The 16,140-nt window shown below is 41.7% G+C and carries 11 protein-coding genes and 1 pseudogene; 4 read left to right on the top strand and 8 right to left on the bottom strand.

Translation table 11 applies throughout. The features are described 5' to 3' along the window. Window positions 1-218 precede the first annotated feature (218 nt). The 4 genes from L0B17_RS13775 (at window position 219) to L0B17_RS13760 (ending at window position 6,825) form a co-directional block, all read left to right on the top strand. Window positions 219-1,934, top strand: coding sequence for a purine-cytosine permease family protein (locus L0B17_RS13775; RefSeq protein ID WP_235085581.1), 1,716 nt, complete (start codon window positions 219-221; stop codon window positions 1,932-1,934). 119 nt (window positions 1,935-2,053) lie between these two features. Beyond that, complete coding sequence (locus L0B17_RS13770) at window positions 2,054-3,580, top strand: mannitol dehydrogenase family protein (RefSeq protein ID WP_443019897.1); 1,527 nt, start codon at window positions 2,054-2,056, stop codon at window positions 3,578-3,580. Between the two features lie 5 nt (window positions 3,581-3,585). After that, window positions 3,586-4,506 (top strand): carbohydrate kinase family protein, encoded by a 921-nt coding sequence (locus L0B17_RS13765; RefSeq protein WP_235089830.1) that lies wholly within the window; start codon window positions 3,586-3,588, stop codon window positions 4,504-4,506. A 723-nt stretch (window positions 4,507-5,229) separates the two neighbouring features. Next, window positions 5,230-6,825 (top strand): carboxylesterase/lipase family protein, encoded by a 1,596-nt coding sequence (locus L0B17_RS13760; RefSeq protein WP_235085578.1) that lies wholly within the window; start codon window positions 5,230-5,232, stop codon window positions 6,823-6,825. Window positions 6,826-7,362: 537 nt separating this feature from the next. Here L0B17_RS13760 and L0B17_RS13755 read toward each other — a convergent pair. The 8 genes and pseudogenes from L0B17_RS13755 to L0B17_RS13720 all read right to left on the bottom strand — a co-directional run bounded on the left by L0B17_RS13755 (window position 7,363) and on the right by L0B17_RS13720 (window position 16,065). Further along, window positions 7,363-8,555: pseudogene (locus tag L0B17_RS13755) on the bottom strand (class I SAM-dependent rRNA methyltransferase). 400 nt (window positions 8,556-8,955) lie between these two features. Beyond that, the gene (locus L0B17_RS13750) at window positions 8,956-9,411 is read right to left on the bottom strand and encodes a hypothetical protein (protein ID WP_235085576.1); all 456 of its coding nucleotides are present in this window, start codon (window positions 9,409-9,411) and stop codon (window positions 8,956-8,958) included. A gap of 110 nt (window positions 9,412-9,521) precedes the next feature. Further along, window positions 9,522-12,356 carry an ExeM/NucH family extracellular endonuclease gene (locus L0B17_RS13745; RefSeq protein ID WP_235085574.1) on the bottom strand — a complete coding sequence of 945 codons (2,835 nt, stop codon included), beginning with the start codon at window positions 12,354-12,356 and terminating at the stop codon, window positions 9,522-9,524. A gap of 313 nt (window positions 12,357-12,669) precedes the next feature. Then, window positions 12,670-13,092 carry a DUF1090 domain-containing protein gene (locus L0B17_RS13740; protein ID WP_235085572.1) on the bottom strand — a complete coding sequence of 141 codons (423 nt, stop codon included), beginning with the start codon at window positions 13,090-13,092 and terminating at the stop codon, window positions 12,670-12,672. A 205-nt stretch (window positions 13,093-13,297) separates the two neighbouring features. Beyond that, window positions 13,298-14,323, bottom strand: a complete 1,026-nt coding sequence (locus tag L0B17_RS13735; protein WP_235085570.1) for an AgmX/PglI C-terminal domain-containing protein — start codon at window positions 14,321-14,323, stop codon at window positions 13,298-13,300. Between the two features lies 1 nt (window position 14,324). Continuing rightward, on the bottom strand, window positions 14,325-14,858 hold the full coding sequence (locus L0B17_RS13730; RefSeq protein ID WP_235085568.1) for an ExbD/TolR family protein: 534 nt from the start codon (window positions 14,856-14,858) through the stop codon (window positions 14,325-14,327). Continuing rightward, window positions 14,855-15,412: a biopolymer transporter ExbD gene (locus L0B17_RS13725; protein ID WP_235085567.1), complete on the bottom strand. Its 558-nt coding sequence runs from the start codon at window positions 15,410-15,412 to the stop codon at window positions 14,855-14,857. The genes L0B17_RS13730 and L0B17_RS13725 overlap by 4 nt, the downstream gene beginning before the upstream one ends. After that, a complete protein-coding gene (locus tag L0B17_RS13720) occupies window positions 15,412-16,065 on the bottom strand; it encodes a MotA/TolQ/ExbB proton channel family protein (protein WP_235085565.1) in 654 nt (217 codons plus the stop codon). Before L0B17_RS13720 ends, L0B17_RS13725 begins: the two co-directional genes overlap by 1 nt. Window positions 16,066-16,140: the final 75 nt, after the last annotated feature.

Genomic DNA, 16,140 nt, shown 5'->3' with positions numbered 1-16,140 from the left:
TCTCAATATAAACCACAATACAATAAGCATCAGCAATAAAGTGTTATTTGTGCTTAAACTTTATATGCAGCAAAACGTATTAATGAAAATAGAACGTCAATGGGGTTATTATTTCAGTTAAACAGAAATAATAAATAGTCAAAAAGGTAAGTTGCTTAATTTTATCATCGCTATTGGTGAGGGATTAATTTACCTGAAAATATAGGAATATAACAATAATGACAACAAGTCACCGAGATTCTTCATTTCATCAAATGAATGAAGAGCAGCTTCCCGTCGCTAAGAATAAGTTGCACGGTTGGAAACATTTTGCAGGTTTATATGCTGGGGAGCATGTTGCTGCAACCGAATTTGTGATTGGTGCAACCTTTGTCGCCTTAGGTGCATCGACCATTGATATTCTTTTAGGGTTACTGATTGGTAACCTGTTAGCCATGTGTTCTTGGTGGCTACTGACTGCGCCTATTGCCGTTGAAACCCGTTTAAGTTTGTACAATTATTTAAATAAAATTGCTGGCGATTCAATGACCAAGCTCTATAACTGGGCTAACGTAATTATCTTTGCCGTGATTTCTGCCGCCATGATTACCGTATCTTCCACCGCCGTGCGCTTTTTGTTTGATATTCCCGCGCAGTTGAATTGGTATCCCAGCAGTTTATGGTTTGTGATGATTGTATTGGCCGTTGGTTCAATCGTTGTGGTAGTGGCCATGTATGGTTTTTCAACCGTTGCTGACTTTTCTAAAATCTGCGCGCCCTGGTTATTTGTTATCTTTATTGCCGGTTCATTCAGTTTATTCCCTGCGTTATCAAATCATGTTATAGGCACGACGACGTTAGGTGGCTGGCAAGATTTTATGACCATTGGCGACAGTTCAATTTGGACGGGCTTAAACGATAAAGGCGAGCCTGGTATTGGTTTACTTGAAGTGATTGGGTTTGCCTGGGCTGCCAACTCGATTACGCACTTTGGTTTAATCGACATGGCTATTTTTCGTTTTGCTAAACGTAAAAGTTATGGTCTGTTTTCTGGTGTGGGTATGTTCTTTGGTCATTATATTGCCTGGATCTCGGCCGGTATTATGGGCGCGGGTACTGCGGTATTGTTAAAAACCACCATCACACAGCTTGATCCTGGTGACGTGGCTTATCATGCTTTAGGCTTTTCTGGCTTTGTGATTATTATCATTGCAGGATGGACGACAGCAAACGCGAACTTGTATCGTGCTGGTCTTGCTGCACAATCTATTTTTGTTAATCAATCGCGTGAACGAACCACTGCGATTGTGGGAATGGTCACGGTAGTGATTGCCTGTTTCCCATTTGTATTTACCCAAATGCTGCCATTACTGACGTATGCCGGTTTATTAGTGGTGCCTGTGGGCGGAATTGTATTTGCTGAGCATGTGTTATTTCCTAAAATCGGCTTAACTCGCTACTGGGCTAAATATCAAAACCTGTCTAAAAGCACACCAGCCATTGCATCTTGGGCATTAGCATTAATCTTTGGCTTTGGTTTAAACAGTTTAGATGTGATTTCATTCTACTATTTGTTTATTCCTACCTGGATATTCACCATCATTATTTACACTGTATTAGCCAAAAAATACGGTGCTGATTTAGATTACAGCGACGCTATTATTGCTGATGAAAAAGAACAGCAACAAATTGCAGAATATCAAGACGCAATGGCTCAAGGTGATAAAGAAACAATCGAAGATGTAAGTAAGTTTACCAAGCTATTAAATGGTTTTGCCTTTATCTCGTTAGTGGTTATTACCGCACTTGCCGTGAATGTGATGTTTTATAGCCCAACGATGGATATATACGCAGACAATAAATCGTTATTCGAAACCGTGTGTTTTGTTTGTACGGTGATTTATTTTAGTTGTTCATACTTTGCATTAAAACGTCACAAAAACTTAAATTCATAAAACCCAATGAGTGACTCAAAGCAATGGTCATATTAATGGTTATATTAATGATCAAAGATTGCTTTGGGTCTGGCGTGTTACTGAGCTAACACAGAACCGATTATTATATTTTACGAGGCATGAGTATGCAGCACACTCAACAATCAAACGTTAAACTTAACCCGCTAAATCAACAATCGTTATCCACTTTATCTGCTGATGTTGATGTGCCGAAATACGATCGCAGTCAGTTAACGGCAGGCATCGTGCATATTGGTGTCGGTGGTTTTCATCGCGCTCACCAGGCTATGTATGTTAATGAATTACTCAAAACACCTGGCTCGGAATCGTGGGCTATTTGTGGTGTGGGGTTATTAGACGCTAATCGTGGCTTGCGTGACATATTGGTTAAGCAAGATTACTTATACAGTTTAACGGTGCGTCACCCTAATGGTCAGATAGATCATCAAGTGATTGGTTCAATGATTGATTTTCTGTTTGCGCCAGAAAACAAGCAACAGGTGATTGATAAGTTAGTTAACCCACAAACCAAAATTGTCTCTCTGACCATTACTGAAGGCGGTTACAACTTTAACCCCGCAACGGGTGAGTTTGACTTTGCGAACCCTGAGATTATCCATGATATGGCTAATCTGCATGACCCTATCACCGCCTTTGGGTATATCACTGCCGCATTAATGCAACGCAAAGCCAATGGCATGAAGCCTTTTACCATTCAGTCTTGCGACAATATTCAACATAACGGTGACATGACCCGTAAAATGTTATTAGCATTTGTGAGTAAAATTGATGCTGAGTTAGGGCAATGGATAGCGGCAAATGTTGCGTTCCCCAATGCAATGGTTGACCGTATTACCCCTGTCACCACAAAAGCAGATATTGAACATGTCGCCAATACATTACACATTAATGATGAATGGCCAATCACCTGTGAAGCGTTTACTCAATGGGTCATTGAAGATAACTTTAGTGATGGTCGCCCTGCATTAGATACTGTTGGTGCACAATTTGTGAGCGATGTTACCCCATTTGAGAAAATGAAAATCCGTTTACTCAATGCCGGTCATTCTGTATTAGGTTTACTCGGTTCTATTCATGGTTTTGCCACGATTGATGAGGCCGTTACCGACCCATTATTTGCCACCTATTTACGCCGTTTTATGGACGATGAAGTCACGCCATTAATTGATCAGTTAGAGGGTATCGATTTAACTCAATACAAAGATACCTTAATTGAGCGTTTTGCTAACCCGAATATTAAAGACAGCCTGGCGCGTATTTGTTTAGAAAGCTCTGCAAAATTACCGAAATTTATCATTGCATCCATTAATGAAAACATAGCCTTAAATCGCGATACCTCTTTAGCCTGTTTGGTGATTGCAGCCTGGTGCTTATACAGCGATAAACAGGTTAACCAACAAGGTGAAGCGCTGGATATTAACGATCAAATGGCCGCTAAATTACATACGTTCGCCAGTAAAACGAGTCAAGATCCATTAGCTTTTTTACAGTTAACCGATTTATTTGGCGACTTAAACAATCAAGCGGTTTTTTGTAAAGACTACCGTAACGCCATTGCTAACTTGTATGGCGAAAACAGTAATATTAAAGCGATTATGCAAGCAAGATTACAAGCAAAAGGTTAAGCATGATGAACAGTGTATTAGTGAATCATAAAGCCAAAGCGGATATTAATATCAATTGTTTTGGTGAAGTCTTGTGGGATTGTTTTCCTGACGGTAAACGTGTTGGCGGCGCGCCGTTAAATGTGTGCGTCAGGCTCAATGCGTTAGGCATTAAAGGCTCAATGATCAGCGCCGTAGGTGATGATCAATTAGGCCATGAGTTGTTAGCATTTATTGATGAACGTGGCGTTAACCGCGATTGTATTGCGATTAATCCGCTTAAAAGCACCAGTACCGTTGAGGTGACGTTAGACAAAAATGGCTCAGCCTCTTATGACATTGTCGCCGATACAGCCTGGGACAATGTGGCGTTAACCGACACGATTATTAACCAGGTTAAGCAAGCTGATGTATTGGTATTTGGCAGCTTAATTGGCCGCAGTCCGGTGTCATTAGCCACACTAACGGAGTTAGTGAACGCGGCTCATTTTACGGTGTTTGACGTTAATCTGCGTGCGCCGCATTACGATATCGACAGCATTGTTAAATTGATGAATAAAGCTGATTTCATTAAGTTAAATGATGATGAGCTATACGAAATTGCCAAAGCTATGGGTTCACCGTTTAATTCATTAGAGCAAAATGTCGATTACATTGCTGCGCAAACACACACTGAGTATTTGTGTGTAACGAAAGGCAGTCATGGCGCGCTATTAAGTATTGATGGACAGACGTTTTATAACTCGGGCTATCTGGTCAACGTGGTCGATACTGTTGGCGCAGGAGATTCATTTTTAGGTTCGTTGTTGTATCAATTATGCAGTGATAATAACCCGCAATATGCGATTAACTTTGCCTGTGCCGTTGGCGCAATGGTGGCGCAGTCTGCTGGCGCAACGCCTGTATTAACACTTGAACAGATTAATGCGTTTATGCAACCGGCGTAAACGTTAAAGCGATGCGTTGCGTAAAAATTGAGTAGTAGGTCAATCGTTTTGTATGTAAACCGTTGCTGTATGTAAAAGTGAAGTGTCGTGTGTCGTGTGTCGTTTGGGTTATTTCCCCTTTATTTAACCCGCTAGCGCTTGGTTTTTATGTTTATAAATAACCAAGCGCTTTTTTTCTTTTCTAGGCAATATGATTATTGCTCGCTGCTTAATTCAAAATGCCCGCTGTTTTAGAAAAGAACATGGCCAAAAAAGCCTTCGGTGAGCAGAGTATTGTCTTGACTCACCAGGAGCGTCCATATATGGCTTGGTTAAACCGGCTTGGTTAAACCGTCACACCTCGGCAATGAAAATAGCAAAAAATCAACATCATGATCGGCTAACTCTAAATCTAAATTTGCTTCACCTGCTTAGTCAAATTCACCTATTGTAGTGCGCAAGCGATTGATAATTGTCATGGCTGACCACCAATCCATAGTGTATCCAAGTACTACAGTATCAATATCTAGAAATAATAAATGTCAGAACGACATCTCTCCACATCATCGTTTGAACGTTGAACGTTGAACTTTGTTGTTCATCTGGCTGTACTGATTCTGTAGATAAAATAACAGTGAAAAGACAAAAGTATAAGGGATAGAAGTAGTAGTCGAAGCAGTAGAAGGTCGCTTCAGTGCTTAAACTCCACAATAATATTAAAAAACTTAACTCTAGGAGCTCACTATGAAAAGTGGCTATTTAATAAAAATATTAGCGTGCTTGGTACTTTCCAGTATCACTCTATCAGCATTTGCCCAGACATACACAAGCCCACGGCATACAAAAAGCGGTCTTGTTTCCGGCGTGGTAGAAGAAGGCATTGAGGTCTATAAAGGTATTCCCTATGCCGCCGACACCAGTGGTGAAAATCGTTGGCACCCACCAAAACCCGCCCCCTCATGGTATGGCATATTACAAGCCGATACCTTTGGTCCAAGCTGCGCGCAATTCTCCAGATTCCCAGTGCCAGGACAAATCGTCGGCAGTGAAGACTGTTTATCGTTAAATATATATACCAGCGGTAAAGGTAAAGGTAAATTTAAGAAGAAGCCGGTCATGGTTTGGATTCATGGTGGAGGATTTAAAAATGGCTCATCTTCCGAGTCTCAGTACAACGCAACCAAGCTAGCAAAAAAAGGCGTGGTTGTAGTTTCCATTAATTATCGATTAGATTTCTTAGGCCGCTTTGCTCATCCAGCCATTTCAGCGGCACAACAAAATGAGCATCTTGGAAATTATGCATTAATGGATCAAATTGCCGCACTGAAATGGGTCAAACGTAATATTAAAGCATTTGGTGGCGATCCTAAAAACGTCACTATATTTGGTCAATCTGCGGGAGGTGTAGCCGTTAACTATTTAATGGGTACACCCGATTCCAAGGGCTTATTTAAAAACGCCATCGCTCAAAGTGGCGGTGTTCGCATTCATCATGCCCGCTACTTGGATCAAGCAGATTCGTTGAACCCGATATCATTGGAGCAGCAGGGGTTAGAATTAGGCAGTTATTTTGGCATTGCGAACGATGTTAATGCACCCGAAGCACTGCGCAGTTTAAGTTTGGAGCAACTGATAAGTCAGTTTCCAGAAAATGAAAACTCAATGAATCCTGTGGTTGATGGCACGTTAGTTACCGAACCGATCGGTAAAACCTTCTATAATGGCCGCCAGCACAGTGTCAATTATATGGGTGGGGGCACCAGTCATGAGATGTCCTTCTTCCTTGCATTTGGCATTCCTTTAGAGTTGTTGTTACAGGGTTCTGATATTGATGAAGTCAGAGATTTGTATCCTGAGTATGCAGGTAATGATAGCGTTATCGGCTCATTTTGGGCTAGTGACATGCAGTTTCTAGCGCCACATAAGTTCTTAGCGCAACAAATGTATAAAGTATGGAAACCTGGTTACAATTACTATTTTGACTACCTACCTACAGCCCAGCAAAATCCATCTTCTTACGGTGTTTCTCATAGTGGCGATGTACCATTTACTTTCGGTAACATGGCCGCCGATGCGACGGCAGAGGATATTGCCATATCTGAGAAGATGATGACTGCATGGACTAACTTCGCCAAGTACGGAAATCCCAATGAACCTGCTCGTTTCGGGTCCGGCTGGTCGTCCGGTTTAGACCTAGAATGGCTGCCCACCACTAAATGGTACGACCAAACCACTGTTATTGATGTGGACGGTATACGCAGCGAAAAAGATTTCGAAGAAATTAAAAGTCGTATGGACTTTATTCTAGAAGTGTATGAGGAAAGCATGCAAAATCTATAACATGCATAAAGAGGAGCATATAAGGATTAATGCTCCTCAATTTTTAACATAATTAAACATGGCCATAATTAACATTGTTTAACGTAGCCACCTGTTTAACGTTGTTTAACGTAGCCACCCACAATTCGCTACACAATTTCCCCCCCAAACATGACCACCCATAATTCTCTACCTACAATTCTCTCCATTATGGAGTGCTCAAAAACACTCAAGGATGCCAAAAACTTCAGCAGGAAAACTTACATATCTGTTGGCTGGGAAGTGTTAGTAAACGCTTTAAGCTGATCCGCAATGTGTGCTATTTTTTATTCAAATTGGTGTAGTTATTACGGCGTAATATCGTGGGTCTAAGCTGTGTTACTCATCATTATTCAACATAATAAAAATGGATGACTTGGTTTTAACGGCTTGGTTTTAACGGCTTGGTTTTAACGGCTTGGTTTTATAATGGTTATATAGCTAGAGTGCTAATAACCAATAAAAAAAGGAGCAAATAATGCTCCCTTTAGGTGAGTTGCTAACCATTGGTTGGTTTATTTACCAAACGCGCGCAACCAATCCTTTAAGATAATAACCTTCGGGAAAGGCGCTGCTTATTGGGTGGTCGCTAGCTTGGTGCATGCGCTCAACAAACTGTACTTCACGTTTAGCGTCAAGTGCCGCATCGGCAACCACTTTTTGAAATAAGTCTGACTGCATAAGGCCTGAGCAAGAAAAGGTCAGTAGCATGCCACCAGGGTTTAGCAATTGCATGGCAATCATATTAATGTCTTTGTAACCACGACAGGCACCGTCAAGTTGTGACTTGTTATCGGCAAATTTAGGTGGGTCAAGCACGATTACATCAAAGGTTTTGCCTTCATCTCTGTACTGGCGAAGCAGCTTGAATACATCGGCTTCGTTATAAATGACATTGTCATCGTTAAGATCATTGATGGCCATATTATCGCGGGCAGTTTGTAATGCCAGTGATGATACATCGACGTTTTCAATACTCGCTGCACCTGCTTTAGCGGCGTATAAGCCAAAAGTGCCGGTATAACAAAAACAGTTAAGTACTGATTTACCTTTAACAAAACGTGCGGCCATAGCGCGGTTGTCTCGTTGATCCAGATAAAAACCTGTTTTGTGACCTTTTACCACATCAACAGCAATTTTAATCCCGTTTTCTTCAATGATAACCGGCATAGGCGGCAGTTCACCGTGCAGTAATCCGGTTACCGGTAATAGGCCTTCTTTTTTCTTGAATCGACATCTGAGCGCTCATAAATGGCGCAATCAGGATATTGAATCGCTAATTGCTCGACGAGAGTGTCGCGCCATTTTTCTGCACCTGTACTGAGTAATTGGCATACCAGCACGTTGGCATAACGGTCAATGGTAATACCTGGTAGGCCGTCAGATTCTGCAGCAATTAAACGATAACCGGTTAAGCCTTGTTCGCGTATCAGTTCATCACGTCCTGCTTGGGCTCTTTGTATGCGCCTGGCAAAAAAATCGCTATCGATAGTTTCTTCTTTATCAAAGGTCCATATGCGCACTTGAATTTGTGATTCAGGAGACCAGGCACCGCGTGCTAACCAGCGACCATCATGGCCGACCACATCAACTGTATCTCCCGCTTGTGGCTTGCCGCCATTAACGTTGTGAATACCGTTGGAAAATATCCAAGGATGGCGTCGTTCTAATGAACGTTCGCGGCCAGGTTTAAGTTTAATTCTGATAGCCATGGTGTTGCCTAATTTAAAATGTAAAAGAGTAAGTGGTGCACAGTGCGATAATCAAGGCCGAATACCATTTTAGGTCATCGTTAATTAAGTGCTAGCGGGAAGCCAGTTAAGTCGCAAAGTCGTGGCGCGGATCATAGCGTATTTGGGCGCTAAAAACCTGACAATTCATCGATTATAACGACTGTTTTATTGTTTGTTGCGAATGTGAGTTAAATGAGCGGTATAAAAAATGGGGAAAGCTGACTAATAGAGGCATCTTTATACTTAAGCGTTTTCAGCCTGTGCAAGTTTGGTATTAGTGCATGACATCTATGCTATTGATAAAAAACATGGTTAATGGGTGGCTGTGAATTGAGATGAGGCAGGCAGTAGATTACATACCTGAGACACCCGATTAGGCTTATTTTATACGCTTAGCTAAAAAGTTTACGCCATCAAAACTTATCAATATTTCATTTTGATTTTTAATGTAAAAATGACTTGCCATATCAGTTAGCCGCTCTCCAAATAAACCACCACAATAAAGACTGACCTCTACTACAGTGTCACCGTCTATACCAATTCTAGCGGGATGATATCTATTTTTTTGAACAAATTTAGTTGATGTTAAATGCCTATATAAATAGGACACATCACGACAGTTTTTATCGCCAACATTGGCCTCAAATTTCAACAACTCAATAATCGTTCCTGAGTATGATGAAGCTTGTTCATCATCTAAAGCACATACATTTGGGCAATAATGTGTACCTGTGATCTCCCATGTTCCTAAAGCAAGGTGCTTGTATTCAAATTCATTGGCTTTGAGAAAGGTAATGGAGATAAAAAATGTCAGTAAAATAAAGATATAACGCATGGTTATCCTTGTCAGTATCACGCGCCAATAAAGTGGCTAGTTTATTGATATTTCACCATACATAAAAAGGCTTACCGAGGTAAGCCTTTTTTATGTTTTATATTAATAAGTTAACGATAGTTCAGGTTAGTGCTGGATTCGCCACCTTCATTATCGGTAACGGTTAACTCAACACTTGTAACGCTGCGATTACGCATAATGGTAGAAAAACCTGTCATGGTTTGACCATTGCTAAAACGCCATTTGTGTTGCTTGATATAACCATCAGTGTCATGGCTGAAGGAGAAAAATAAGTCAAAAATCCATAACTTTAAGTGATGAATTTTTGCAACCGGTAAGGCATTTGTCGGTGCAACTGTGACTTCAATCGTTTGAGTGATGCTATGCGTTAACCCACCATTGTCGGTCACGGTTAAGCTTACTTGATAGCGACCACTTTGTTGGTACTCATGTACAGCGACTTGGCTTTCGCCTTGTTTACCGTCACCAAAATCCCATAAGTAGCGAACAAGTTCACCGTCGCTGTCAGTGGCCGTTGAGGTAAAGCGCACTTGGCCGAGATTAGCTTGGTATTGAAAACTTGCTACAGGCGCGATATTTGCCGCTTCAAAGTTTAGAGCAACAATGACAGGGTCGTGATCTGACGAGCGATAAGCATCCCCTTGATAAAGATTGGCTATTTGCGCAGGGGACTTAAATTCCTCGTTATAATCAAGAATACGAGGCTCATCGGTATTGATGTGCCATTCCTGGACGTCAACAACATTATCCAGCAGTGAAGCGCTGGCAAGTGCATGATCTAACTGGCCAGATTCACCTGAGAACACGTAAGAGTAAGCATTGCTGTGACCTAAGTGCTGGAACAATTCGGTATATCCACCTTGGGCTAAGGTTGTTATTGGATCTTCCTTCGCATAAGCGTTCATATCGCCAATCACTAAGATTTGCTGCTCAGGATAAGTATTATTTAACCATTGGGCGATAGCACTTGCAGCACGCGTACGGGTGACATTACAGTTGGCTTGACCATCATTGAGATCGGGATCGCCCAAACTATCACAGCTGCTTCCTTTAGATTTCAAGTGATTAACAGCAACAATAAATTGCTCACCACTGCCTTGATGAGTAAAAGCCTGTGTCAACATAGGGCGGTTTTTACCGTCATTAAAGAGTGCATCACCGTTATCATCTAATGGTGAGTTAGCGCTTGAAAGCACCTTTGCTATGCCCTGCGGACTCACTTTATCCTTGCGATACACCATGCCAACTGTTATTGCATCTGTGCCAATGCCTGCGCCGTCAACAGTTATGTATTGGTATCTAGGCTCTCCGATGGCGCTATTTAAGCCATTGACCAGATCCGCTATGGCACTGTAACTGCCAAAGCCATCGTTTTCAATTTCCATCAAACCATAAACGTCCGCATCAATTGCCTGCATCGCACTGACTATTTTAGTTTTTTGGCGGGTAAATTCATTGACGGTGTCGGCGCCTCTATCTGTTGGGAAGCCACCGCCTATGCCATCACCATTAAAGTAATTAAGCACGTTAAAGCTTGCGACCTTGATGTCTGCTTCGACAGCCTCGGGTACTAAAGTACGTGGATTATTGGCGACAAAGTTAACCGTTTGAGTCGGCATTATGCGGTATTGGTCAAAAGCATAATGCATTACGCCGCTAAGATCGGTTGCTAAGTCGCCCACTCTTACGCTGTTGCTGGCACTTAGCTCTGGTGCTGGGTAGCGAATAGGATCAGGGTTTTGCGCCGTTAGGCCATCGTCTAATAAAATACTGTCGCGTTTATTAGCCGCAGTGACCGCTAGGGCATCAGCACCTGGCGCGGCTACTTGAGTACCGATAAAGTGGCGGCTGCTGCCTAAAAGTATTTCACCGTAACGGCCAAGATTGTAAACTTCGTTGACCACTAGAGGTTGACTGAAATGCACTGCCATACCTTCAAAACGCTCAAGATATGATGTGTCAGCTACTGGCAAGGTAATTTCAGCTGCCGTAGGTAACATTTGACCTGTTGCACATAGGCTGTGGTGCGAGGCTTGGGTTAATTGGGTTGTGCCTTGATATTCGCTTACCTTAGCCCTAACACGTATATTATCTCCTACAAGATAGCCGAGCGGGGCGTTGCCTGTGTAGAGGAATATACCTTCTGAGGTTGTAAGGTCTGCATCTACTAGTTCATCGGGCATTTGAATAAATAGCCCTTTTAAACCTGCTTCTTGATTGCTAATAACGACGGCTTGTACATCTAAGATTTGGCCATTAAGTGGACTTGTATCACCGCTACCTTGCAATAGGTGAATAGCGGTGGCTGGTTCACTGCATGAAAACTCAATGGGAGTCGGATCTATTGGGTCGGGATCCACTGGTGTCGTTGTGAACTGACCTAAATCACTGATGTCATCTTTTGCAAAACCCAACCAGTTATCAAAGCTCACGACATCATCGACTACTGTATCTGCTGTTAATGCGGTCGATTTTCTTCTTAAGGTATTGTCTTGGGTTGATAAGTCACCGCTGCCCCATTCACTGCCAGGATCAACCCCCATTTGGCCTAATGAATCAATTACCTCAGTTTGCTTGTAAAGTACTACGGCATCGTCACCATTAAAAAAGCTGGCATTACTGACTAGCTGGGTTTTGGCTAATATGTCGCTACTGGCATCGTTATCAGCTATCACGTAGGTTTGGCCAGGATTTAACATGCCAACAAGTGCTATTGTGCTACCTGCTGTGCTACTACCGTTGAAAAAAAACTTTAATTGGTACTGACTTAGATCTATGCTCACCGCCGAAGGATTATAAAGCTCGATGGCTTTATTATTACCACTGCCTTCCACGTATTCTGAAATAATTGGATTATCTGCAGCATGACTGAGCGAGCTTATCGCTGTTGCCGCTATTACAACTAAACTGGTTTTACTGATCATTATTGTGCCCCATATTATAAGTGTCTACACATGTTGTTTTTACAATGATTTAGTGAATTTCATTCTAAGTAGAGTGTGAAAGCGTAACGCTCAATTGTTACAGGAAAAATAATTATGTTGGGGGGAAGTTAATTTGGGGGGATTATTTCATCGCAATAGAGATTCCGACTTCAGTCGTCTTTATATTGTATTTTAAGCCTGCTGTATGAGGGTGTTTATAAAGATTTTTTTGTGAGCGAAAGCATACTAGGATAGTAAGTCATCGTATGCTAAAAGTGCTTGTAGACTTTTAATCCATTGAGTGAATGTATTGTTAACCCTTTTTCTGCATCACAGACAGTTTGGTCTCAACATCTTGCAGTTTTACATTTTTCTCAGCAATTTTATTAGTATATTTTAAGATTTTATCTGTTTTTTGACTGGCTTGAGCCTCTTTTAAATCTTGCTCGTATTCTAAAATATCTTGTTTAATTTCATCAGCTTCTGAAATTAAGTCTTCTATAATAGATTTGTTGCTACAGTGTGCGCGAGACTCGGTTAACGCAATATTCAACCCTGCCAATTTTGTTTGATTATTATTGCCTTTGGCAATACTTATCTGTTTCTCGATTTCACAAAACTTTCTTTCACAGCCAATATAGCTATCACAATTAAGTGAGGAGGCATCAGCTATATTGCTGATACTGGCATAACCCAGCACTGTGGCTAGTAAAAATATATTTCTATAGCGAGACATAATTACTCATGATTTATAGTGTTAATGAATTTAAACATTAACTGACTTTGGTAAGTGATTCAATTTAAGCCGCTGAAATACCTATTGCGCTAAGTTTTAATCGTTTGCATGTATCAACACGATTTTAGCTTTCTCCATGAAACAAGCCGCCAGTGAGTCGGCTCACTAGCGGCTTTGTTATTTACTGACGCTGGTTTATAACCGACTAACTCGGTAAAAAATCAATTGCCCAAATGGTGGTCATTATCGCAACATCTTCCGCTGGGAAAGATATTGAGCGCAATATCAAGGTTAATTGACGTTCTAACTTAGCGTTATTCAGCTCGCTTGATTTTATCTCTACTCGACTTATGCTGCCGTTCGGTTGAATAACTATCTCAAACATCACTTTGCCCTTTAAAAAGGGATCTTTTCTTAAAGCCCGATTGTATAGCGCATAAAGTCGGGCTTTATTGGCTTCTAAGGTGCGGCGAAGTGCGGCTTCTGAACGTTGGCCTCCGGTGACGGCTTGGTTGGCTTTTTCAGCAATAGCGCCCTGTGACGCTAACACCTCTTCTTCTGCTAAACGAATTTGTTGGGTGTTGTTGGCACTTAATGCACCGGACGCAACAGGCTTACTGATGGTTGAGGTGGATAAGTCATCACTTTGCTTATTAGCTGCGCCTGCTAGCATTTCACGTTTTACTTTTACCTCTTGTGTGGTGGTTTTCTCAAGCGTACTTTGGGCGGTTGGTTTAATATCAAACGCTTCGCGCATTGAGAATAACTCATCTTTCATGGCCGCTAACCCAGAGGTTTGAGCTTTTTCTTTTGCCTCTTCTCGGGTTGTTTTCGGTGAGATTGGCTGCACTACTGGTTTTAAAATAGGCTCATCAGGCGTTTTATCAACAGGTTGGTCTTTCATTTCCTCTTTAGGTGGCACAGGTTCCGGAGGCAATTCTTTTGGTTTTTCCGGCGGTGGAAGCTGTTTTTCTTTGAGCATTATTTTCGCCAATTGTGGCGGCACTTGCTCTTTTATTTCTCGGGGGATTTCTACCTGGTCAAGCAAAGGCACAATGATCCCGAAAATCAGATAGACCACCAACAGTAACGATAAAATCAGTTTAAATAATTTGTCTTGGCGACTGGGTTTAAATAAGTCACCTAAATCATTAAAACCTGCATTCATCTGGCGATTCAAATTCACATTGCCTGTGTTAGATAGGCTTGCACTTGATGAGTTTGCTGTCATATTAGCCCTCACCATTTGCTTGTTGGGCTTGCTGCTCAACGGCCAAAGACATATTACGGTAACCGGTATCTGCACAGGCTGACATAATTTGCTTCAGCACCACATAAGGGGTGGAGGCATCGCCAATAATGGTGACCGCACGACCTTTTTCTTGCTCTGTTTCGGTTAACTCTAGCCGTTTGCTGGCTTGATAATTAAGCTCTTTGGTCAGTGCTTCGATAAACAACGGATTTTCTTGTTCAGTTAAGCCAATGCCATCTGTAGCTTTTTGCCAAATAGCCTGCTCCTGCACTAGCACTGTATCTTCAAGCACGGTAATCACCAGGTTTTCTACAGGCAATTCCTCAGCGATAGACACAGGTAACTTAATTTTATCTACGCTTTGCAGTACACGTACTTCAGATTGATTCACAATTAAGAAAAAAACCAAAATGGTGAAAATATCCATTAGCGCAACAAGGTTTAGCTTACCGCCAGAATTAAAGCGTTTATGATGCTTGGCAATACGTTTCGTTCTTGGTGATTGTTTCATCATGGCTGCTCTCCTTGAGGTTGAGCAGTCACAGGCTCGGCAGAGTCAGGAGCTTCAGGGGCATCACCTAATGAGATAATAGGGAATAACTCTGCATCAACTAAATTGGCTACAACAACGGCTTTATATGAACGCACAGTATCCATTGCCGATACTATGGTTTGATAATCCACCGCAGGGTCTAGCAATAACACAATGTCATTTTTATCAATGTTTTGTTGTTGAAAGGTCAGTTTTAAGTCCTGTAAATAAACCGACAACGCTGCAAAGTCATATCCGTGTTCGGCAATGTCGAAGCGTTTAAGCAGCATGCCGGCAGGGTAGTTAAGTTCAAAGCGTTTGGGGGTTATTATCAGTTCTAATATTTTGGGTTCTTGGTTATCTAGTGCTTGCTCAGCTTCGGATAATACCGGTAGCTGCAAATTCAAAATACGCACTTGAGAGAACACCAAACTCAGCAGTAGCACAGGCACTAACACAATCATTAAGTTCATAAATGATGTGATATCTAGCTCTGCATCTTGGGCATTGCGGCGACGACGGCGTCTCATACTCATTAGTCTCGGTTGTTATCCGTTTGCTTATTAAATGACAGTGAGTTCAATAACTTGATCCCTGCCATTTCGATAGAATCGACGATAGTTGCTGTTTTAGTTTGCAGACTAGAGTGGAATAGAATTAATGGAATAGCCGTTATTAAACCAAATGCGGTGGTGTTCATTGCAACCGAGATACTTTGTGAAAGTAAGTTGGCTTTTTCCGCCAGGTCCGCACTGGCTACAGCGGAGAATGCGGCAATCAAACCCATAATGGTACCAAGTAGACCAAGCAGGGTAGCAATGTTCGCTAAGGTGGCGATAAATGGCGTGCGTTTTTCAAGACGCAACATATATTCCATCACAGTTTCTTCCATGGCGTATTCAACATCTTCACGACGACTGGCACTGGAAATACGGGCGATGCCAGACTGTAATACGTCAAACACGGGGGCTTGATGATTTTGCGCATGTTGGCTAATAGTGGCGGTATCACCGGTTTTTAAGGCATTTTTAATTAAAGAGAACGCTTTTTGATTAGTACGATGGGCAGAGCTCAAATATAACCAACGTTCGATAGTTATAGCTAAACCGACAACTAATACTAAGGCGATCGGGTAAATAAACGGGCCGCCATTTTGTAAAAATGCGATGATATGGTCCGTAAAACTCATGTAATATTCCTTCTTATTGTAAAGTGAACGTGTGCATTTTTGATGGCATTTGTTCGTTTTTATTATTTATTGTGA

The sequence above is a fragment of the Shewanella sp. OMA3-2 genome, assembly GCF_021513195.1.
Taxonomy (GTDB): domain Bacteria; phylum Pseudomonadota; class Gammaproteobacteria; order Enterobacterales; family Shewanellaceae; genus Shewanella.
This window is presented reverse-complemented; position numbering and strand designations above follow the sequence as displayed.